Below are 20,978 nucleotides of genomic sequence, written 5' to 3' on the forward strand. Positions count from 1 at the left end.
TACGAAGGGCCCCGTTCCAGCGGCGGTGCTGGAACGGGGCCCTTCGTGTGTGGCGAAGCAGTGATCAGTGGTGGCCGTGGCCGCTCGTGATCTCCTTGTACTCCTCGACGGTCGGCTTGGGGATCTGGGCGTCGTCTCCGTAGTACGCCTTGCTGAGCTTGGCGCGGAGCTTGTCCGGACCCTTGACCTTGCGCTCGACGCCGTTCTCGTCGACGGCAGCGCCGATCGCGGCCGGCTCGTACTGCTCGTGCGCGGTGAGGGTGTGCAGCTGCTCCTGGCTGAGCGGCTCGTGCACCTCGATGAACTCACCGTGCGGCAGCCGCTTGATGGTGCCGGTCTCCCGACCGTGCAGCACCTTCTCCCGGTCCCGGCGCTGGAGGCCGAGGCAGATCCGCTTGGTGACGATGAACGCGGCGACCGGGGCGACGAAGAACGCGATCCGGACGAACCAGGTGATGGCGTTGATCGACAGGTGGAAGTGGGTGGCCCACAGGTCGTTGCCACCACCGACCAGCAGTACGAAGTACCAGGTCATCCAGGCGACACCGAAGGCCGTGCGGGTGGGCACGTTGCGGGGCCGGTCCAGGATGTGGTGCTCGCGCTTGTCCCCGGTGACCCAGGACTCCACAAACGGGTAGACCGCGATCGCGACCAGGACCAGCGGGAAGATCACCAGCGGGATGAACACACCCAGGACGAGGGTGTGGCCCCAGAAGTTGATCTCCCAGCCGGGCATGACACGGATGAGGCCCTCGGAGAAGCCCATGTACCAGTCGGGCTGGGCGCCGGTCGACACCTGGTCCGCGCGATAGGGGCCCAGGGCCCAGATCGGGTTGATCTGCGCGACCGCGGAGATGGCCGCGATGACACCGAAGACCAGGAAGAAGAACCCGCCGGCCTTGGCCATGTAGACGGGCAGCAGCGGCATGCCGACGACGTTCTTGTTGGTCTTTCCGGCGCCCGCGAACTGCGTGTGCTTGTGGTAGAAGACCAGGATCAGGTGGCCGACCACCAGGCCGAGCATGATGCCCGGCAGCAGCAGGATGTGGATGGAGTAGAAGCGGGCCACGAAGTCGCCGCCCGGGAACTCTCCGCCGAAGAGGAAGAACGACAGGTACGTGCCGACGATCGGCACGGACAGGATCGCGCCCTCCATAAAGCGCACACCGGTGCCGGAGAGCAGGTCGTCCGGGAGCGAGTAGCCGGTGAACCCGGTGAACATGCCCAGGACGAACAGCAGGAAGCCGAACAGCCAGTTGATCTCGCGGGGCTTGCGGAACGCGCCCGTGAAGAACACGCGCATCATGTGCACGAACATGCCGGCGAGGAAGATCAGCGCCGCCCAGTGGTGGATCTGCCGGATGAGCAGACCGCCACGCACGTCGAACGAGATGTGCAGCGTCGAGCTGAACGCCTCGGACATCAGCTGTCCCTGGAGCGGGACATAGCTGCCGTGGTACTCCACCTCGTTCATCGACGGGTGGAAGAACAGCGTCAGGTACACACCCGTGAGGATGATGATGATGAAGCTGTAGAGGCAGATCTCACCCAGCATGAACGACCAGTGGTCGGGGAAGATCTTGCGCATGTTGGCCTTGGCCAGGGAGTAGATCCCCAGCCGGCCGTCGGCCCAGTCGGCGACCCGCTCACCGGCCGGCGCCTTCCCGCGTGCGCGGGAGTCTGTGCTGCTGGTCGTGGTGCTCATCCGCGCTCCCAGAAAGCAGGACCGACGGGCTCATCGAAGTCGCCGAGCGCTTCGAGGTAGCCCTCGTCGTTCACACCGATGCGCAGCTGCGGCAGGGCGTGGCCGGCGGGGCCGAAGATGACCCGGGCTCCGTCGGAGAGGTCGAAGGTGGACTGGTGGCAGGGGCACAGCACGTGGTGCGTCTGCTGCTCGTACAGGGAGATCGGGCAGCCGACGTGCGTGCAGATCTTGGAGTACGCCACGATGCCCTCGTGCGACCACTCCAGCTCGCGCTTGTCCTTGATGTTGTCCGGCTGGATGCGGACGATCATCACGGCGGCCTTGGCGATCTCGGTCTGGAAGTCGTGGTCGTGCTCCTCCAGGCCCTCGGGCTTGACGAACGTGAGCGAACCGACGACGACGTCCGAGGGACGCAGCGGCTCGTTCGTGTTCATGTTCACGAGGAGCTTGCCGCGCTTCCAGAGCGTGTGGCGCAGCTTGGTCCCGGGCAGCGGGCCGAGGTCGCGCAGCAGGATGACGCCGGAGAGCGGGAAGAGGGCCAGCGCGCCGAACATCGTGTTGCGGACCAGCTTGCGACGGCCGATCGCCGACTCCTTGGCGCCCTGCTTGAAGTCGGCGTGCACCTTGGCACGGACCTCGGGCTCCGCCTCGATCGGGTGGCGGTCGTCGGCGATCTCGTGGTCGGACATCAGGGTGCGGGCCCAGTGGACCGCGCCCGCGCCGATGCAGAACAGCGCGACACCGAGGGTCAGGCCCAGCGCGAAGTTCAGCGCGTTGATGTGACCGATCGGGAACACGAAGATCGACTTGTCGTGCGGGACACCGACGTACGAGGCGATGAAGCCCACGGTGGCCAGCATCGACAGCGTGAACAGGAAGGCGATCGCACGCTCGGACCGCTTGGCGGCCTGCTCGTCGATGTCCTGGACGCGGGGCTCGTGGGGCGGCAGCCCGGGGTCGGCGAACGGGTTCTTCTCGTCCGCGACGCTGACCGCTCCGTGCGCGGTCTCCTGCTCAGCGGGCAGGTTCTCTTCTGGAATGTCTTGGCTACTCATGACTTCTTGGCCTTTGCGGTCCGAGCGGCGACCCAGACGGCGACGGCGATCAGCGCGCCGAGGCCGAAGATCCATGCGAAGAGGCCTTCGCTGACCGGCCCGAGGCCACCCAGCTCCAAGCCACCGGGGTTCTCCGTGTCCGAGCTGTTGACCGCGTCGAGGTACGCGATGATGTCCTTCTTGTTCTGCTCGGTCAGCGTCGTGTCGGGGAACGAAGGCATGTTCTGCGGGCCGGTCTGCATGGCCTCGTAGATGTGCTTCGGGTCGACGCCGTTGAGATCCGGCGCGAACTTGCCCTTGGTGAGGGCGCCGCCCTTGCCGGTGAAGTTGTGGCACTGCGCGCAGTTGGTACGGAAGAGCTCACCGCCCTTGGCGATGTCCGCACCCTCCGGGCCGTACTGCTCCGCGGTCGGCACGTTCGGGCCGGCGCCGAGGGAGGAGATGTACGCGGCGAGCTGGTCGATCTCGGCCTGCGAGTAGATGTTCTTCTTCTTCGGTACCTGCGCACCCTGCGAGGTGGCCGCCGGCATACGGCCGGTACCGACCTGGAAGTCCACGGCCGCGGCACCCACGCCGACCAGGCTCGGACCGTCGGAGGTGCCCTGACCGCCGGTGCCGTGGCAGCTGGCGCAGCCGACGGCGTAGAGCTTCTTGCCCTCGTCGATGGCGAGGGACTGGGCGGCCTCGTCGGCCTGTGCCTTGTCCGCGGGCGCGAACGCGGCGTACAGCCCCCCAGTGGCCGCCAGCGCGAAGAGTAGGACGACGACCGCCGCCAGCGGATGGCGTCGTCGTGCGGAGAGCTTTTTCACGGATTACCCCGGTGTCAGGATCTTCTGCGTCGATGCTGCTTCTGGAATGCGGGAACGTGCCCGGAGCACGCGGTCCCGCTACTTGATCATGTAGATCGTGGCGAAGAGGCCGATCCAGACGACATCGACGAAGTGCCAGTAGTAGGACACGACGATGGCGGCCGTTGCCTGCTCGTGTGTGAACCTGCTCGCCGCGTAGGTGCGCCCGAGGACGAACAGGAAGGCGATGAGGCCGCCCGTCACGTGCAGGCCGTGGAAGCCGGTGGTCAGGTAGAAGACCGAGCCGTACGGGTCCGAGGAGAGCGAGAGCCCGTCCTTCTTCACCAGCTCGGTGTACTCGAAGACCTGGCCGCCGATGAAGACCGCACCCATGACGAAGGTGATGATGAACCAGCCCCGGAGCTTCTTCACGTCCCCGCGCTCGGCGGCGAAGACGCCGAGCTGGCAGGTGAGGGAGGAGAGCACCAGGATCGTGGTGTTGGCCGCCGAGAACGGGAAGTTGAGATGGCCCGCCATCTCCTTCCAGTGATCCGGCCCGGTCACCGATCGCAGGGTGAAGTACATCGCGAAGAGGGCCGCGAAGAACATCAGCTCGGAACTCAGCCAGATGATGGTTCCGACGCTGGTGAGGTTCGGTCGGTTGACCGACGGGTGCGCGTGCCCGGTATCTACTGTCGTTGCTGTCGCCACGACCGACATTATGTCGGTCGCTTATCCCGCCCTCACCCCGGGGGGTGCCGTTCGGAGTGTCCGCCGCGTGTGTACTGCCCGTATGGCCCATCACGAGGCGCTTCCCACAGGTGTTGACGGGGTGTCCGGGGGAGTAGCATCCGCTCCATCGGGATGATCCCGTTCCCGGCCGTACGACGCTGACGTCTCGGAGGAAGCATGCAGGCGACCGCCACGGTGCTGGTCTACAGCGACGACTCCAACACCCGCGAGCAGGTGCGGCTGGCAACCGGCCGGCGGCCGGCTCCCGACGTTCCCCAGGTCGAGTTCATCGAGTGCGCGACGCCTGCGGCGGTGCTCTCCGAGCTGGACAAGGGCGGGATCGACGTGTGTGTGCTGGACGGGGAGGCCGTGCCCATGGGGGGCATGGGGGTGTGCCGGCAGATCAAGGACGAGGTGTTCGAGTGCCCGCCGGTGCTGTTGCTCATCGGGCGGCCTCAGGACGCGTGGCTGGCCACGTGGTCCCGGGCCGACGCGGCGGTGACCCTGCCGGTCGAGCCCGTGGAGTTCGCCTCTTCGCTGGCGGCGCTGTTGCGGACGAAGTTCTTGCAGAGCGCCTAGTCGCTCGGGCGCCTGCGTCGCGGGGCGGGTGCGGGTTCTAGACGTTCTCCGGCCTCAGTCTTGCCGCGTCCTCCGGCTTGGGGCCCTCCGGGTTGCCGCCCAGGAGGGCGCTGCCCGACTGCCATTTCTTCCAGGGGACGTTCCAGTCGCCGAAGCCGTTGCCGAACGGTTCCATGGTGTCGCCGTAGGAGTTGACCACCTTGACCAGGTCGCCGGGGCGGACGTTCTCGTAGAACCAGGCGGCGTTTCCGGTGCTCATGCCGGTGCAGCCGTGGCTGACGTTGGCGGCGCCCTGGGAGCCCACGGACCAGGGCGCGGCGTGCACGTACTCGCCGCTCCAGGTGACCCGCGTCGCCCAGTACACCGGCAGGTCGTACGATTCCGAGCTGCCCTCGGCGATACCGATGCTGGTGCCGCGCATCCGTACGAAGTACTCCTTGCCGAGTACGACCTTGACGCCGTTGCGGGTCTCGAAGCCCGGCTTGCCGGTGGTGACGGGGATGGAGTTGATCTCCTCGCCGTTCTTGTAGACCGTCATCCAGTGCGACGAGGCGTCCGTGACGGCGATGACCTTGTCGCCGGTGGTGAGCGTGAGCGGCTTCGCCCGGCCGCCCCAGAGGCGGTCGCTGACCTTGATGCCCTCCAGGTTGCTGCGGGCCTGGATCGTGGCGTTGACGGGCCAGTACTCCTTGGGGCGGAAGTGCAGTTTCTCGTCGTCCACCCAGTGCCAGTTGCCCTCCACGGAGGGCGTCGACGTCACCTTGAGGGCGCGTTCGACGATCGCGCGCTGGGCCTTGTCCTTGACGGGCATGCTCAGTTCGGCGGTGACCGGCTGGCCGACGCCGTACTTGCCCTTCTCGGGGCCGAAGGTGACGTCGAGGCGCTTCTTGCTGAGGGGCTTGCCGGTGTCGAAGGTGTGGACCTCGCGGCCGGGCGCGCCGTCCTCGTCCTCGGTGCTCACGCGGACCGTGTAGTGCGCGTTGGCGGCGAGCGGGGACGTGCTGTGCCAGCGGCGGCCGTCGGCGGAGAGTTCGCCCGCTACGTGGCGCCCTGCGCCGTCCGCGGCGGAGACGTCGGTGATCCGTCCGTCGCCGTCGGCGGTGACCTCGAGGGGCTTGTCCGGGTCGGCCTTCTTCTTGGCGCCCGCGGCGCCCTCGAAGGTGATCTGGTCCGCAGCGTCGTAGGGCGTGGCCGACAGCGGGTTTCCGTCGCTGCTGCACGCGGTGACGGTCACGCCGAGGGCCATCACCAGCAACGTGCAGCTGACGACGGTACGGGTGTGCGGAGATGCGCTCATGGCCTCACGCTAGGAAGCCTCGTCAACTCTGGCGCGCGGGGTAACCCGTGCGGGGGACCCGGATTACGGCAAACGCAGGAGCCCGGACTCTCCTGACGGAGTGTCCGGGCTCTGTGCGGTGCGAGGTCGTGCTACTGGGTGCGGCTCTCACCGCGGTAGTACTCGAAGACCCAGCCCCACAGGCCGATCAGCAGCAGCGGGGCGGAGAAGTAGAGCAGCCACCAGCCCACCGCGATGCCGAGGAAGGCGAGGGCGCCACCGATGGCCAGCGCGAGCGGCTGCCAGCTGTGCGGGCTGAAGAACCCGATCTCACCGGCGTCGTCCGCGACGTCCGCGTCGTCGTTGTCCTGTGCGCCCGCGTCGACCCGCCGGGCGGTGAAGCCCAGGTAGAAGCCGATCATGATGCACAGGCCGAACGTCAGGAAGAGGGCCGTGGTACCGGCCGGCTCCTTCGACCACACGCCATAGACGATCGCCATGGCGAGGACGAAGACGCTCAGCCACATGAACATCTTGCCCTGGATCTTCACTTGCCGGCCTCCTTGGCGCCCGCGATGGCGCTGGCCTCGTGACCACCGTGGCCGAGCTGGTCGAGCGCGGCGATCTCGGGGTGGTGCAGGTCGAACGCCGGGGATTCACTGCGGATCCGCGGCAGGGTGAGGAAGTTGTGCCGGGGCGGCGGGCAGGACGTGGCCCACTCCAGGGAGCGGCCGTAGCCCCACGGGTCGTCGACACCGACCGGCTTGCCGTACTTGGCGGTCTTCCAGACGTTGTAGAGGAACGGCAGCACCGACAGACCGAGGACGAACGAGCTGATCGTCGAGATCGTGTTCAGTGCGGTGAAGCCGTCGGCCGCCAGATAGTCGGCGTACCGGCGCGGCATGCCCTCGGCACCCAGCCAGTGCTGGACCAGGAAGGTGCCGTGGAAGCCGGTGAACAGCGTCCAGAAGGTGATCTTGCCGAGCCGTTCGTCGAGCATCTTGCCGGTCCACTTCGGCCACCAGAAGTGGAAGCCGGAGAACATCGCGAAGACGACGGTGCCGAAGACCACGTAGTGGAAGTGCGCCACCACGAAGTACGAGTCGGAGACGTGGAAGTCCATCGGGGGCGACGCCAGGATGACACCGGTCAGACCACCGAAGGTGAAGGTGATCAGGAAGCCGGTGGCCCAGAGCATCGGTGTCTCGAAGGACAGGGAGCCCTTCCACATCGTTCCGATCCAGTTGAAGAACTTCACGCCTGTTGGTACGGCGATGAGGAACGTCATGAAGGAGAAGAACGGCAGGAGCACACCGCCCGTGACGTACATGTGGTGGGCCCACACCGTCACGGAGAGGCCGGCGATCGCGATGGTGGCGGCGATCAAACCCTGGTAGCCGAACATCGGCTTCCGGGAGAAGACCGGGATGACCTCACTGATGATGCCGAAGAACGGCAACGCGATGATGTACACCTCTGGATGGCCGAAGAACCAGAAGAGGTGTTGCCACAGTAGTGAGCCGCCGTTCGCCGCATCGAAGATATGGGCCCCGAACTTCCGGTCGGCCTCCAGGGCGAACAGCGCGGCCGCGAGGACCGGGAAGGCGAGCAGGACCAGGACACCGGTCAGCAGCACGTTCCACACGAAGATCGGCATACGGAACATCGTCATGCCGGGTGCGCGCATGCAGATGATCGTGGTGATGAAGTTGACCGAGCCGAGGATCGTGCCGAAGCCGGAGAAGGCCAGACCCATGATCCACATGTCGGCGCCGATACCCGGCGAGCGGACCGCGTCCGACAGCGGGCTGTAGGCGAACCAGCCGAAGTCGGCCGCGCCCGACGGGGTGAGGAAGCCACCGACCGCGATGAGCGAGCCGAACAGGTAGAGCCAGTAGGCGAACATGTTCAGCCGGGGGAACGCCACGTCGGGCGCGCCGATCTGAAGCGGCATGATCCAGTTCGCGAAGCCGGCGAACAGCGGCGTCGCGAACATCAGCAGCATGATCGTGCCGTGCATCGTGAACGCCTGGTTGAACTGTTCGTTCGACATGATCTGAAGGCCCGGACGGGCCAGCTCGGCGCGCATGAAGAGCGCCATCACGCCACCGATGCAGAAGAACGCGAACGACGTGACCAGATACAGCGTGCCGATCGTCTTGTGGTCGGTGGTGGTCAGCCACTTCACCACGACGTTGCCCGGCTGCTTGCGCCGGACCGGCAGTTCGTCCGCGTAGTGCGCGGCCGTCGCTGCTCCGGCACCCTGGGGTTCGTTGAGGATGCTCACAGCTGGGTCGTCTCCCGGTTCTTCTCGGGGTTCGTCTGCGCGATGCCGGACGGGACGTATCCGGTCTGCCCCTGCTCGGCGAGGTCCTGGAGGTGCTTCTCGTAGGCCTCGGGGGAGACGACCTTCACGTTGAACAGCATCCGGGAGTGGTCGACACCGCACAGCTCGGCGCACTTGCCCAGGAACGTGCCCTGCTTGTTGGGCGTCACCTGGAAGGCGTTGGTGTGACCGGGGATGACGTCCTGCTTCATGAGGAACGGCACCACCCAGAAGGAGTGGATGACGTCGCGCGAGGTGAGGACGAAGCGGACCGTCTTGCCCTCCGGCAGCCACAGCGTCGGACCGGGGTTGCCGGTCTGCGGGTTGCGCTCACCGGGCGTGCCGCAGGTGTAGACGCCGCCGGCGTCGGCCGGGAACTGCTTGCGGTAGCGGTCCGGGATGGCGTCCAGTTCCTTGGCGGTCCTGGCGTCGCCGGTGGAACCCTCGACGTTCTCGACGTAGTTGAAGCACCAGCTCCACTGGAAGCCGACCACGTTGACCGTGACGTCGGGCTTCTTGTCCAGGCTCAGCAGCTTGGACTCGTCGCGGGCGGTGAAGTAGAAGAGGACCGACACGATGATGATCGGGACCACCGTGTAGAGGGCCTCGATCGGCACGTTGTACCGGGTCTGCGGAGGAACCTCGATCTTGGTGCGGCTGCGCCGGTGGAAGATGGCACTCCACACGATCAGGCCCCACACCAGCACGCCAACGGCGAGCGCGGCAGCCCAGGATCCCTGCCACAGGGAAAGGATCCGCGGAGCCTCTTCCGTGGTGGGGGTGGGCATACCAAGGCGGGGGAAGTCCTCCCATGTGCAACCGGTGGCGGTCGCAAGGACCAGGCCTGCGGTCAGTGCCTGAAGCAGCTTCCGCCGCATCGGGCGCCGCGGCATGGGGGTACCGCCCGCGCCCTTCAGGCGACGGGGGAGGTCGGAGCCGTTGGGACTCACGTAGCGCCTTCCCGAGAGTCTCGCCCGCGCTGTACGGCTGCGGCCTTCTCGGTGGTCGGTCGCCGCCCTGCGTCGGGCAGGGGTTTGGATGTTTATGCGGACCAAACCCTAGCCGACGGTCTCCGACGGTTCGCGGGGAGGGGGGCCTAGTCAGTGGGTGGGTTAGCTGGATTGGCGGCTGCGGTCCGTCGGGGGCTGGTCGCGCCCCGCGGCGGAGCCGCACACCGACATAGTCCCGCACCCTTTGCGGACGTTGCGGTGACTGGCGGTTTAGCGTTGCCGCGTGTCCTACTTCGATGTCGCTTCAGGTGCTCCTCTTCACCCCGTGGCCCGTCAGGCGCTGTTGGCCTCTTTGGACGAAGGGTGGGCCGATCCTTCGCGTCTGTACAGGGAAGGGCGGCGGGCGCGGATGCTGCTCGACGCCGCTCGGGAGGCTGCCGCGGAGGCGGTGGGGTGCCGGGCCGACGAGTTGGTGTTCACCTCTTCCGGTACGCGGGCCGTGCACACCGGGATCGCGGGTGTGTTGGCGGCGCGACGGCGCGTGGGGCGTCACCTGATCGTGTCAGCCGTTGAACACTCGTCCGTGCTCCATTCGGCCGAGCTGCACGAGGCCGACGGAGGAACGGTCACTCGGGTCGGCGTGGACCGCGCGGGCCGGGTGACGGCCGGGGCGTACCGGGACGCGCTCCGGCCCGACTCCGCGCTGGCGTGTCTTCAGACCGCCAACCACGAGGTGGGGACGGTACAGCCGATCGGGGAAGTGGGCGGGGTGTGCCGGGAGGCGGGGGTGCCGTTGCTGGTGGACGCGGCCCAGTCGCTCGGGTGGGGGCCGGTCGGGGGTGACTGGTCGCTGCTCACCGCGAGCGCGCACAAGTGGGGCGGGCCTTCCGGGGTCGGGCTGCTGGCCGTGCGCAAGGGGGTGCGGTTCGCCGTCCAAGGGCCCGCCGACGAGCGGGAGTCGGGGCGGGTGGCCGGGTTCGAGAACCTGCCGGCGATCGTCGCGGCGGCGGCCTCACTGCGGGCCGTGCGGGCGGAGGCGGCCCAGGAGGCGGTACGGCTGCGGGAGCTGACGGAGCGAATCCGGGCCCGGGTGCCGGGCCTGGTGCCCGACGTGGAGGTGGTCGGCGATCCGGAGCACCGGCTGCCCGGGATCGTCACCTTCTCCTGTCTCTATGTCGACGGGGAGACACTGCTGCACGCGCTGGACCGCGAGGGCTTCTCGGTCTCCTCCGGATCCTCCTGCACCAGCAGCACCCTGACACCCAGCCACGTCCTGAGGGCGATGGGCGTACTGAGCGAGGGAAATGTACGGGTGTCCTTGCCGACGGGGACACCGGCGGAGGATGTCGAACGGTTCCTTGAGGTGTTGCCCGGGGTCGTCGCGGGGGTGCGCGAGACCCTGGGAACCTCGACGCCGGTGACGACCGCCGGGGACACGGAACTGCTCGTGGACGCCCTCGGCAAACTCTGTCCACTGCCGGTCATCGAGCTGGCCAAGGTCATCGGTGACGTGCCGGTCGGCGGGCTCGTCCGCGTCCTCTCGGACGACGAGGCGGCCCGCCTGGACATCCCGGCGTGGTGCCAGATGCGGAACCAGGAGTACGTGGGCGAAGAGCCGGCGGAGAAGGGAACGTCATACCTGATCCGCCGACTCACATAACGCCGGTAGGGGCGCGGGGCTGTGTCGATGTGCGGCTACCGCCGCGTGTGCGCGACCAGCCCCCACACACCCGCACCCGACAAGGGGCCCCTCAGCCCAGATGCCCCCGGACCTCCTCAGCGGCAGCGTCCCCGTACGCCTTGGTGAACCGCTCCAGGAAGTTCGCCCGCCGCAGGCTGTACTCCTGCGTACCCACCGTCTCGATGACCAGCGTCGCCAGCATGCAGCCGACCTGCGCGGCACGCTCGTGCGAGACCCCCCAGACGAGACCGGACAGGAACCCCGCGCGGAAGGCGTCGCCGACACCCGTGGGCTCGACCTTGGCCTCCTCCTCCGGGCAGCCGACCTCGATCGTCTCCTCGCCGGCCGTCTCGATACGGACACCGCGCGCGCCGAGGGTGGTGACGCGGTGGCCGACCTTGCCCAGGATCTCCTCGTCCGACCAGCCGGTCTTGGACTCGATGAGCCCCTTCTCGTACTCGTTGGAGAAGAGGTACGTGGCACCGTCCATCAGGGTCCGGATGTCGTCGCCGTTCATCCGGGCGATCTGCTGGGAGAAGTCCGCGCCGAACGGGATGGACCGCGAGCGGCACTCCTCGGTGTGCCGGAGCATCGCCTCCGGGTCGTCCGCGCCGATCAGCACGAGGTCGAGTCCGCCGACCCGGTCCGCGACCGTCTTCAGCTCGATCAGCCGGGCCTCGCTCATGGCGCCCGTGTAGAAGGAGCCGATCTGGTTGTGGTCGGCGTCGTTGGTGCACACGAAGCGGGCGGTGTGCAGGGTCTCGGAGATCCGGACGGACTCGGTGTCGACGCCGTGCCGGTCCAGCCAGGCGCGGTACTCGTCGAAGTCGGAGCCGGCGGCGCCGACCAGCACCGGCGAGGTGCCGAGCTGGCCCATGCCGAAGGCGATGTTGGCGCCGACCCCGCCGCGGCGGACATCGAGTTTGTCGACCAGGAACGACAGCGAGACCGTGTGCAGCTGGTCCGCGACGAGCTGGTCGGCGAAGCGGCCGGGGAAGGTCATGAGGTGGTCAGTGGCGATGGAGCCGGTGACTGCGATGCGCACGGCGTGAACGCTCCTGGGTGGACGGGAATTGAAACCCAACGCTACCGGGTCGCGAGGGCGACTCTGAAGCCGCCAAAACTACCCGATAGTAGATCTTTCTTCGCGGGCCCCGACGTGCCTACGGTGCCGTATGACGAACCTCGACGTCCACGCCCCCGCCCCGGCCGACCTCGAAGGCGGCCTCGCGTCGCTGCGCGGTGACTGTGCCCGGATGGCCGTGCACTGGGCGGTACCGGACCGGGCCGCGGTGCTTCCCGTCCCGCCGTCCCACATCCACGGCGTGACCGTGCCGCCGAAGTCGGCCAGGATGCTGGACGCCATGTCGGACTACGGCGACTGAACCGGCTCACAGCGGCCGAAAAGGTAGTCCCGGCGGGCGGTCCGGCGCCCGCCGGGGAACCATGCGCTCCCCCGCCGCGTCCCATCGGCGTCCCCTGTAGGGGGGATATGGCATACGACCCTCCAGCAGCCTGTCATTGACAGGGCCGGGTCATCCGGGACAGCTGTGCGGCCGAAGGAGCGATGCGGTGAACACCGAGCGACCCGACACACCCGACAACCCCGACGAGGACGCCGTCGGACGGGACGACGCCGAGGTCGGGGCCGCGGACACCAACGCGAAGGCGGAAGCCGAAGCAGGAACCGGGGCGGAGACCGAGGCGGAAACCGAGGCGGCGGCAGAAGCAGAAGCAGCGGTAGAAGCAGAAGCGACTACGGAGGCCGGCGACTCCGACCTCTCGGATGCCCGCGAAGAGCCCTTGCCCGCGGCCCGTCGCCGCTCCCCCGTGCTCATCGCCTCCGTCGCCGCGGCGGCCGTGCTGCTGGTCGGTGGGGGCGGGGCGTTTCTCGCCACCTCCGCCTCGGGTGGCGGCGACGGCGGTGGCGCCGAGGCCGGGGCGCCCGACGGTGGCACCACTCCCCCGCCGCTCGCCCTCGACGGCTACGCGGAGCGGGAGGGGATCCTGCCGGGCGAGCCGGACCCGAACGGCAGTGTGTACCGGGCCGACGGCGAGCTGCCGCAGGGCCCCCGTTCGGCCGCCGTGTACACCGCGAAGGGCGAGGTCAGCGAGGCGGACGTGGTCCGGCTCGCGGAGGCGCTCGGGATGACCGGGAAGCCGGTCACGGAGGGCGATGCCTGGCGGATCGGCGGCCAGGACGGACAGGGCCCGACCCTCCGGGTGAACCGGCAGGCGCCGGGCACCTGGACCTTCACGCGGTACGCGCCCGGCACCGACGACTGCCAGAGCCCCGCCAAGTGCGTGAAGCCTCCGGTGAGTCCGGCCGGCGACCCCGTGAGCGAGGGCGACGCCACCGAGGCCGCGGCGCCCGTGCTCAAGGCCGTGGGCCAGGACGACGCCAAGGTGGACGCGGGCCAGGTGGTGGGCGCCCAGCGGATGGTGAACGCGGAACCGCGGGTGGACGGGCTGCCGACGTACGGCTGGACCACGCATCTGGCGGTGAGCGGACAGGGCGAGCTGGTCAACGGAAGCGGGCAGCTGAAGGCGCAGACCAAGGGCGCCACGTATCCCGTGCTGAGTGCGGAGCGGACGCTGGAGCAGCTGAACGCGTCCCCCTCGGGCGGCGGTGTGGGGATCGGCGGCTGTGCCGAGCCCGTACCGCTGGAGGGGCAGCCGGAGTCGTCGTCGTGCGAGACGTCGGTGGCGCCGCCGAAGCCGGAGACGATCACCGTCGAGAACGCGGTGTTCGGGCTGGCCCCGCACTATGTGGAGGCCCGCCAGACGCTGGTGCCGTCCTGGCTGTTCGAGGTACGGGCGCCGGGCGCGCAGGACTCCTTCACGGTGACGCATCCGGCGGTCGACCCGAAGTACCTGGCCCCGGCCGCGCCCTCGACGGCGCCCACGCAGCCGAGCCCGCGGCCGACCGGGCCCGGCGACAAGTCGACGGCGGCCCCGATCGTCCGCGATGTCGACGTGCAGGGCTACACCGCCGAGGGCCGGGAGCTGACCGTGGCCTTCACGGGCGGGGTGTGCGCGGACTACGAGGCGACCGTCGACGAGAGCGGCGACCGGGTGGCCGTGACGGTCACCGAGACCTCGCAGCCGGGTGAGATCTGCATCCAGATCGCCAAGGTGCATCACCGGACCGTGCAGCTGGACGAGCCGCTCGGCGCCCGCAAGGTGGTCGGCACGGACAGCAGGGCCGTACCGCTGGAGAAGCCGGGGGCGCGGCTGCCGGAGTAGGCGCCCGGAACACATGAAGGCGGCGGCCCCGGTAAGGGGGCCGCCGCCTTCACATGTCTTCGGTGAGCGTGTTCGGTGAGCCTTAGTTGAAGGAGTCACCGCAGGCGCAGGAGCCCGTCGCGTTCGGGTTGTCGATCGTGAAGCCCTGCTTCTCGATGGTGTCCACGAAGTCGATGGAGGCGCCGCCCAGGTACGGGGCGCTCATCCGGTCGGTGACGACCTTGACGCCACCGAAGTCCTTGACGACATCGCCGTCGAGGGAACGCTCGTCGAAGAAGAGCTGGTAGCGCAGGCCGGAGCAGCCGCCGGGCTGTACGGCGACACGCAGGGCCAGGTCGTCGCGGCCTTCCTGGTCGAGCAGGGCCTTGACCTTCGCCGCGGCGGCGTCGGACAGGTTGATGCCGTCGGTGACGGTGCTGGTCTCGTCCGATACGGACATCTACATCTCTCCCGGGTTGTACGGAGACTGCTTGCCGACGATTGCAACCGGCGGAGCCGCTGATTCATTCCGGGCCGGCCGCTCGTCTTTTCGTTTCTTTGCCGTTCCCCCTTCATGCTCGCACACGCGGCCTGGAGCGGAAAACGCCTCCGTGGACGCCGCCTGGAGCGGGCCCGCGACCGACCAGGATTCACGTCACATCGACGCTATCGGCATCGTCAAAGTGACGTGAAGGAGCTATGATAGATAGCGTCAAACCGACGAGAAGTCGCATCATGATGTCCCTCTTGTCCCGTCGGACCGGCACTCCGGGCCGACGAGCCGCAGAACAGAAAGGGTGTGTGTCGTGACCACCGCCCAGACCCCGGAGCTCGACGTACAGCCGAGCCCGCTCGCCCTGCTGCTCCTCGGCCGCGAGGCCGACCCGAGGAGCGAGCGCGGCGTCGAGTGTCCCGGTGACCTGCCCTCGCCGTCCGACCCGGACCTGGTCGAGCGGGCCCGCGCGGCCAAGGAGAAGCTCGGCGACAAGGTGTTCGTGCTCGGCCACCACTACCAGCGGGACGAGGTCATCCAGTTCGCCGACGTCACCGGTGACTCGTTCAAGCTGGCCCGGGACGCGGCGGCGCGGCCGGAGGCCGAGTACATCGTGTTCTGCGGTGTGCACTTCATGGCGGAGTCCGCCGACATCCTCACCTCCGACGACCAGAAGGTGGTCCTGCCGGATCTCGCGGCCGGCTGCTCGATGGCCGACATGGCAACGGCCGAGCAGGTCGCCGAGTGCTGGGACGTGCTGACCGACGCGGGCATATCCGAGCAGGTCGTGCCGGTGTCGTACATGAACTCGTCCGCCGACATCAAGGCGTTCACCGGCAAGCACGGCGGCACGATCTGCACCTCGTCCAACGCGAAACGCGCGCTCGACTGGGCGTTCGAGCAGGGCGAGAAGGTGCTCTTCCTCCCCGACCAGCACCTCGGCCGCAACACGGCCGTACGGGAGATGGGCATGTCCCTGGAGGACTGTGTCCTGTACAACCCGCACAAGCCGAACGGCGGGCTGACCGCCGAGGAGCTGCGGGCCGCGAAGATGATCCTGTGGCGCGGTCACTGCTCGGTGCACGGCCGCTTCAGCCTGGACTCGGTGAACGACGTGCGCGAGCGCATCCCGGGGGTCAACGTCCTGGTGCACCCCGAGTGCCGGCACGAGGTCGTCGCGGCCGCGGACCACGTCGGCTCGACGGAGTACATCATCAAGGCCCTGGAGGCGGCCCCGGCCGGCTCGAAGTGGGCGATCGGGACCGAGCTGAACCTGGTCCGCCGGCTGGCGAACCGTTTCGCGCCCGAGGGCAAGGAGATCGTCTTCCTCGACAAGACGGTCTGCTTCTGCTCGACCATGAACCGGATCGACCTGCCGCACCTGGTGTGGGCGCTGGAGTCGCTCGCCGAGGGCAACCTGGTCAACCGCATCGAGGTCGACAAGGAGACCGAGGCGTTCGCGAAGCTGGCGCTGGAGCGGATGCTGGCGCTGCCGTAGCCGGTCCCCGGGCGGATACGACACAGGGGTGCCCCTCGTGACGAGGGGCACCCCTGTGTGCGTGGGCCGGGTCAGCAGTAGAGGTTGGCGCCCGGCGAGACGCCGAGGATGCCGGCGAAGCGCTGGTAGGCGTCGACGCGGCTCTGCACCTGGGCCGGGTTGCGGCCGTCGCACTCCAGGGAGCCGTTGATGGAGCGGATGGTCTGGCCGAAGCCGGCGCCGTTGACCATGGCGTTGTGCGGGGTCATGGAGCCGGGACCGTTCTGGGTGTTCCAGTACCAGAGGCCGGTGCGCCAGGCGACCGCCGGGTCGTTCTGGACCAGCCAGGGGTTGTTGAGCAGGTCGATGCCGAGGGCGTCACCGGCCGCCTTGTAGTTGAAGTTCCAGCTGAGCTGGATGGGACCGCGACCGTAGTAGGCGGCCTGGCCGGCCGGGCAGCCGTAGGACTGGCCCCAGTCGCAGTAGTGGGGGTAGTTGGCCGTGTTCTGCTCCACGATGTGGACCAGACCGCCGGTCTCGTGGTTGACGTTGGCGAGGAAGGCCGCGGCCTCCTGGCGCTTGACCGTGTCGCTGCCGGAGTTGGCGAACGCCGGGTAGGAACTGAGCGCGGCGGTCAGGCCGCTGTAGGTGTAGAAGGAGTTCCGGCCCGGGAACATCTGGTTGAACTGGGCCTCACTGACGACGAATCCGCTCGGCTGGCTCGGGCCGCCCGAGGGGGCCGTCCACTTCTGGGCGGAGGTGCCGTTGCAGGTCCAGATCTGGAGCCGGGTGCCGTTGGCCGAGTTGGCGCTGGGCACGTCGATGCACTTGTTGGCCTGGGGGTTCACGATGTCCCGGGCGGCCGAGACGGCCCAGCGCTGGTTGGCGCCGCCGCTACAGTCCCAGAGCTGCAACTGGGCGCCGTCCGCGGTCGAGTTGCCGGCCACGTCCAGACACTTGCCGAGTGCCCGGATCGTGCCGTCGGTACCGACGTTCCACTGCTGGGCGCCCGTGCCGTTGCAGTCGTAGAGCTGGACGGCCGTGCCGTTGGCGCTGCTCGCGCCGGCCACGTCGATGCACTTGCCGGCCAGTCCGCTGATCTGGCCGGTGGCGGCCGCCGCGGGCTGTACGGGCAGCACGCTCAGGAGGGCCACCGTCAGGGTGCCGACCGCCGCGAGTGCCGTACGTCTCCAGCGCGTCTTGAAGCCCATGCGAAGCCTTTCGTCGATGACGAAGTGGGGGAAGAGGTTGAGGCGTTGAGAACCCTCACCGCTTCTTTTAAGGCGTGAGCTAACCGACGTCAAGACTTTGGTGTAGACCAGAAGAAGATTGGTGTGGACCAAGTGAAGAAAAGGCCCCCACCCTGGCGCTTTTCGACGCCGGGGCGGGGGCCCGTGAGAAGTGGAACGTCAGACTCCGGCAGGCTCCGGGGACTTGTCCTCGGCGACCGGGGGCGTACCGCCCGTACCGTCCTTCTTCGCCCGCTTCGCCGCCCGCTTCTTCGCGCGGCGCTCCTTGCGGAGCTCGAACATCGCGTAGAGCGTCGGGACGAGGAGCAGGGTCAGCAGGGTCGACGTGACCAGACCGCCGATGACGACCACCGCCAGCGGCTGGGCGATGAAGCCGCCCTCGCCGGTGATGCCCAGGGCCATCGGAAGCAGGGCGAAGATCGTCGCCAGGGCCGTCATCAGGATCGGGCGCAGCCGGTGCCGGCCACCCTCGACCACGGCCTCGACCACGCCGTAACCCTGTCTGCGGTACTGGTTGATGAGGTCGATCAGCACAATCGCGTTGGTGACGACGATGCCGATCAGCATCAGCATGCCGATCATCGCCGGGACGCCCATCGGGGTGCCCGTGAGGATCAGCAGGCCGATCGCGCCGGTCGCCGCGAACGGGATCGACACCAGCAGGATCAGCGGCTGCACCAGCGAACGGAACGTCGCGACCAGCAGCATGAAGACGATCGCGATCGCCGCCAGCATCGCCAGGGCCAGGTTGGCGAACGCGTCGTCCTGGTCCGCGGTGACACCGCCGATCTCGGCCGTGGCGCCCTCCGGCAGGTCCAGGTCGTTGATCGCGGTCTGTAGATCCGCGCTGACCGCACCGGTGTTGTCGCCGGTCGGCTTGGCGGTGACGGTCGCCGAGCGCTGGCCGTCGATCCGGGTCATGGAGACCGGACCGTCGACCAGGTCGACGCTCGCGATGTCACCGAGCTTCACCGCGCCCAGGGGCAGGGCCCGCAGCTGCGCCAGCGTCTGCGCGGGCCGCGCCGACTTGATGACGATGTCGCGCTCGGTGTCGTCCAGGGTCGCCTCGCCCGCGGTGGTGCCGCGGACCGCCTGGGTGACGGCCGCGCCCAGCGTCTGGTCGTCGAACCCGGCCGCGGCCGCCTCGGCGTTGGCCCGCACCGAGATGCGCGGCACGCTCTGCGCCAGGTCGCTGGTGACGTCGGTGACGTCGTCGAGCTTCGCGACCGCGTCGCGGACCTCGGTCGCGGCGGTGCGCAGGACGTCCGCGTCGGCCGCCTTCACGACCACGCTGAGGTCCTGGGAGCCGAAGCCGTCACCGGCGGCGATGGTCGTGGTGCCGATGCCGTCGAGCTTCGCCAGACCGGCGTCGATCCGGTCCTCGACGTCCTCGTACGACGCCGAGTCCTCCAGCATGACGGTGTACGACGCCTGGTTGGTGTCGGTGCCACCGCCGAACGCCGCCGCGAAGCCGGACGAGCCGATGGTGACCTGGTAGTCCTTGACGCCCTCGATGCCGCCGAGCAGCTTCTCGACCTTCTTGGCCTGCGCGTCGGTGGACGCGAGGCTGGTGCCCGGGTCCAGCTCCTGCTTGATGCTGAGGACTTCCTGCTCGCCCTGGTCGAAGAAGTTCGTCTTCAGCAGCGGCGCCATGCCGAAGGTGCCGACGAGGACCACGAGGGCGAGCACCACACTGGTCAGCCGGCGACGCGTGGCGAACCGGAGGACGGGGACGTAGATCCGCTGGAGACGGCTCTTCTCCTCCTTCTCCTCGGCCCGGCGACGGGCCTCCTCGGCGTCCTCCGGCGTGCCCTTGGGGGCGCGCAGGAACCAGTACGACAGCACCGGTACGACGGTCAGGGAGACCAGGAGCGAGGCCAGCAGGGCGGCGGTGACGGTCAGGCTGAACGAGCCGAACAGCTCGCCCACCATGCCGCCGACCAGACCGATCGGCAGGAACACGGCGACCGTGGTGAGCGTCGACGCGGTGACCGCGCCGGCCACCTCGCGCACGGCGTTGAGGATCGCGGGCTCGCGCTCCTCGCCGTAGCCGAGGTGCCGTTTGATGTTCTCCAGGACCACGATCGAGTCGTCGACGACCCGGCCGATCGCGATGGTCAGGGCGCCCAGCGTCAGCATGTTGAGCGACAGGTCGCGCGTCCACAGCACGATCAGGGCGAGCACGACGGACAGCGGGATGCTGACCGCGGTGACCAGGGTCGAGCGGATCGAGGCCAGGAAGACCAGGATCACCAGGACCGCGAAGAGCAGACCGAGGGCGCCCTCGGTGGTCAGGCCCGAGATGGACTTCGAGACGGCCGGGCCCTGGTCGCTGACGACCGTGACGGTGGCGCCGGAACCGAGGTCCTTGCGCAGGTCGGGCAGCTGGTCCTCGACCGCGTTGGAGATGGCGACCGCGCTGCCGTCGTGGTCCATGGTCAGCGCGACCGCGAGACTGGGCTTCCCGTCGGTGCGGGTGATGGAGTCGGCCGTGGCCGGCTGCTGCGCGACCGTGGCCACGTCACCGAGGCGGACCGGCTTTCCGCCGGGCTCCCCGGCGACCATCAGGTCCTCGATCTGCTTGAGCGAGGTGAAGCCGCCGCCGACCTGGACGGTGCGGTTGGCGCCGCCCTCGTCGAAGGAACCGGCCGGCACGGTGGCGCCGCCCGCCTGGAGGGCCTGGGCCAGCGCCTGGGTGGTCAGACCCGCGTCGGCCAGTTCGGCGTTGTCCGGGGTGACCGCGACCTGGAGGTCACGGACACCGTCGACGGTGACCTGGCCGACCCCGTCGATGTCCTCGAGATCCGGTACGACGGTCCGGTCGAGCCGGTCCGCCAGGGCCTGCTGGTCCTCGTCCGAGGTCACGGCGAGGACCACGCTGGGTATGTCGTCCGTGGAACCGGCGACGACCTGCGGGTCCACGTCGTCCGGGAGTTCCACGCGGGCCCGGTTGACGGCCTGCTGGACATCCGCGACGAGTTGCTTGGTGTCGATGCCGTAGTCGAAGGACGCCATGATCACGGCGTTGCCCTCGCTGGCGGTGGAGGTGACGCCGGTGATGCTGTCGACGGCCTCGAGGTTGTCCTCGATGGGCTCGACGACCTGCTTCTCGACCACGTCCGGGGACGCGCCCTGGAACGGTGCGATCACCGACACCACGGGCAGTTCGATGGTGGGCAGCAGCTGCTGCTTGAGCTGGGGGATCGCGATCGCCCCGAAGGCGAGCGCAATGATCGACATCAGCCCTATCAGGGCCCGTTGCGCGAGGCTGAATCTGGACAGCCAGGACATGGGTGAGCGTCTCTCTTCAGTGGCCGGAGCGGAGAAAGGGCGCCGTGAGCGCCCACCCCAACACCCTGAGCCATCCATGACACCCGGGCCGTCGCCCCCAGGTCCATTTCCTTATGCCGCGCATACTGCGGGTGGAGTACAGGCGGGTTG

17 protein-coding genes are annotated in these 20,978 nt (G+C 68.6%); 5 read left to right on the plus strand and 12 right to left on the minus strand.

The genetic code is table 11. The features are described from left to right. Positions 1-64 precede the first annotated feature (64 nt). From ACIQAC_RS01935 to ACIQAC_RS01950, 4 genes are all read right to left on the minus strand, one after another. Positions 65-1,705: a cytochrome bc complex cytochrome b subunit gene (locus ACIQAC_RS01935; protein WP_402186091.1), complete on the minus strand. Its 1,641-nt coding sequence runs from the start codon at positions 1,703-1,705 to the stop codon at positions 65-67. Next, positions 1,702-2,760, minus strand: coding sequence for a Rieske 2Fe-2S domain-containing protein (locus ACIQAC_RS01940; RefSeq protein ID WP_402186092.1), 1,059 nt, complete (start codon positions 2,758-2,760; stop codon positions 1,702-1,704). Before ACIQAC_RS01940 ends, ACIQAC_RS01935 begins: the two co-directional genes overlap by 4 nt. Then, on the minus strand, positions 2,757-3,569 hold the full coding sequence (locus ACIQAC_RS01945; protein WP_402186094.1) for a c-type cytochrome: 813 nt from the start codon (positions 3,567-3,569) through the stop codon (positions 2,757-2,759). Before ACIQAC_RS01945 ends, ACIQAC_RS01940 begins: the two co-directional genes overlap by 4 nt. 78 nt (positions 3,570-3,647) lie before the next feature. Then, positions 3,648-4,268 (minus strand): heme-copper oxidase subunit III, encoded by a 621-nt coding sequence (locus ACIQAC_RS01950; protein ID WP_402186095.1) that lies wholly within the window; start codon positions 4,266-4,268, stop codon positions 3,648-3,650. A 189-nt stretch (positions 4,269-4,457) separates the two neighbouring features. Here ACIQAC_RS01950 and ACIQAC_RS01955 point away from each other — a divergent pair, with 189 nt between their 5' ends. Next, a complete protein-coding gene (locus ACIQAC_RS01955) occupies positions 4,458-4,859 on the plus strand; it encodes a hypothetical protein (protein ID WP_402186097.1) in 402 nt (133 codons plus the stop codon). Positions 4,860-4,896: 37 nt separating this feature from the next. Here ACIQAC_RS01955 and ACIQAC_RS01960 read toward each other — a convergent pair whose 3' ends face one another. From ACIQAC_RS01960 to coxB, 4 genes are all read right to left on the minus strand, one after another. Next, entirely contained in the window at positions 4,897-6,156 is a 1,260-nt protein-coding gene (locus tag ACIQAC_RS01960; protein WP_402186099.1) for an Ig-like domain-containing protein, read from the minus strand. 131 nt (positions 6,157-6,287) lie between these two features. After that, positions 6,288-6,686 carry a cytochrome c oxidase subunit 4 gene (locus ACIQAC_RS01965; protein ID WP_402186100.1) on the minus strand — a complete coding sequence of 133 codons (399 nt, stop codon included), beginning with the start codon at positions 6,684-6,686 and terminating at the stop codon, positions 6,288-6,290. Then, positions 6,683-8,422 (minus strand): cytochrome c oxidase subunit I, encoded by a 1,740-nt coding sequence (gene ctaD / locus ACIQAC_RS01970; protein ID WP_402186102.1) that lies wholly within the window; start codon positions 8,420-8,422, stop codon positions 6,683-6,685. The genes ACIQAC_RS01965 and ctaD overlap by 4 nt, the downstream gene beginning before the upstream one ends. Further along, on the minus strand, positions 8,419-9,411 hold the full coding sequence (gene coxB, locus ACIQAC_RS01975) for a cytochrome c oxidase subunit II (protein ID WP_402186103.1): 993 nt from the start codon (positions 9,409-9,411) through the stop codon (positions 8,419-8,421). The genes ctaD and coxB overlap by 4 nt, the downstream gene beginning before the upstream one ends. Positions 9,412-9,694: 283 nt before the next feature. On the opposite strand from coxB, the gene ACIQAC_RS01980 reads away from it, so the two are divergent. After that, positions 9,695-11,071: a cysteine desulfurase/sulfurtransferase TusA family protein gene (locus ACIQAC_RS01980; RefSeq protein WP_402186104.1), complete on the plus strand. Its 1,377-nt coding sequence runs from the start codon at positions 9,695-9,697 to the stop codon at positions 11,069-11,071. A gap of 91 nt (positions 11,072-11,162) precedes the next feature. Here the strand turns inward: ACIQAC_RS01980 and ACIQAC_RS01985 are convergent, their stop codons facing one another. Next, the gene (locus tag ACIQAC_RS01985; protein WP_402186106.1) at positions 11,163-12,137 is read right to left on the minus strand and encodes a carbohydrate kinase family protein; all 975 of its coding nucleotides are present in this window, start codon (positions 12,135-12,137) and stop codon (positions 11,163-11,165) included. Between the two features lie 130 nt (positions 12,138-12,267). On the opposite strand from ACIQAC_RS01985, the gene ACIQAC_RS01990 reads away from it, so the two are divergent. Together ACIQAC_RS01990 and ACIQAC_RS01995 are read left to right on the plus strand one after the other, a co-directional pair. Further along, complete coding sequence (locus tag ACIQAC_RS01990; RefSeq protein WP_402186107.1) at positions 12,268-12,477, plus strand: hypothetical protein; 210 nt, start codon at positions 12,268-12,270, stop codon at positions 12,475-12,477. 187 nt (positions 12,478-12,664) lie between these two features. Further along, positions 12,665-14,338 carry a hypothetical protein gene (locus tag ACIQAC_RS01995; RefSeq protein ID WP_402186108.1) on the plus strand — a complete coding sequence of 558 codons (1,674 nt, stop codon included), beginning with the start codon at positions 12,665-12,667 and terminating at the stop codon, positions 14,336-14,338. 82 nt (positions 14,339-14,420) lie between these two features. Here the strand turns inward: ACIQAC_RS01995 and ACIQAC_RS02000 are convergent, their stop codons facing one another. Further along, positions 14,421-14,777 (minus strand): iron-sulfur cluster assembly accessory protein, encoded by a 357-nt coding sequence (locus ACIQAC_RS02000; protein ID WP_402186109.1) that lies wholly within the window; start codon positions 14,775-14,777, stop codon positions 14,421-14,423. Positions 14,778-15,123: 346 nt separating this feature from the next. On the opposite strand from ACIQAC_RS02000, the gene nadA reads away from it, so the two are divergent. Beyond that, positions 15,124-16,308 (plus strand): quinolinate synthase NadA, encoded by a 1,185-nt coding sequence (nadA, locus tag ACIQAC_RS02005; RefSeq protein ID WP_402186110.1) that lies wholly within the window; start codon positions 15,124-15,126, stop codon positions 16,306-16,308. 71 nt (positions 16,309-16,379) lie between these two features. Here the strand turns inward: nadA and ACIQAC_RS02010 are convergent, their stop codons facing one another. Continuing rightward, a complete protein-coding gene (locus ACIQAC_RS02010; protein WP_402186111.1) occupies positions 16,380-17,498 on the minus strand; it encodes a lectin in 1,119 nt (372 codons plus the stop codon). A gap of 198 nt (positions 17,499-17,696) precedes the next feature. Further along, positions 17,697-20,828, minus strand: coding sequence for an efflux RND transporter permease subunit (locus ACIQAC_RS02015; RefSeq protein WP_402186113.1), 3,132 nt, complete (start codon positions 20,826-20,828; stop codon positions 17,697-17,699). Positions 20,829-20,978: the final 150 nt, after the last annotated feature.

Origin of the sequence: Streptomyces sp. NPDC088387 (genome assembly GCF_044753385.1) — a bacterium.
Lineage (GTDB): Bacteria > Actinomycetota > Actinomycetes > Streptomycetales > Streptomycetaceae > Streptomyces.

Excerpts from the sequence above, each read along its gene's own strand:
- ACIQAC_RS01935 (WP_402186091.1), bottom strand. The coding sequence starts at position 1,705 with ATGAGCACCACGACCAGCAGCACAGACTCCCGCGCACGCGGGAAGGCG.
- ACIQAC_RS01940 (WP_402186092.1), bottom strand. The coding sequence starts at position 2,760 with ATGAGTAGCCAAGACATTCCAGAAGAGAACCTGCCCGCTGAGCAGGAG.
- ACIQAC_RS01950 (WP_402186095.1), bottom strand. The coding sequence starts at position 4,268 with ATGTCGGTCGTGGCGACAGCAACGACAGTAGATACCGGGCACGCGCAC.
- ACIQAC_RS01955 (WP_402186097.1), top strand. The coding sequence starts at position 4,458 with ATGCAGGCGACCGCCACGGTGCTGGTCTACAGCGACGACTCCAACACC.
- ACIQAC_RS01960 (WP_402186099.1), bottom strand. The coding sequence starts at position 6,156 with ATGAGCGCATCTCCGCACACCCGTACCGTCGTCAGCTGCACGTTGCTG.
- ACIQAC_RS01990 (WP_402186107.1), top strand. The coding sequence starts at position 12,268 with ATGACGAACCTCGACGTCCACGCCCCCGCCCCGGCCGACCTCGAAGGC.
- ACIQAC_RS02000 (WP_402186109.1), bottom strand. The coding sequence starts at position 14,777 with ATGTCCGTATCGGACGAGACCAGCACCGTCACCGACGGCATCAACCTG.
- ACIQAC_RS02010 (WP_402186111.1), bottom strand. The coding sequence starts at position 17,498 with ATGGGCTTCAAGACGCGCTGGAGACGTACGGCACTCGCGGCGGTCGGC.
- ACIQAC_RS02015 (WP_402186113.1), bottom strand. The coding sequence starts at position 20,828 with ATGTCCTGGCTGTCCAGATTCAGCCTCGCGCAACGGGCCCTGATAGGG.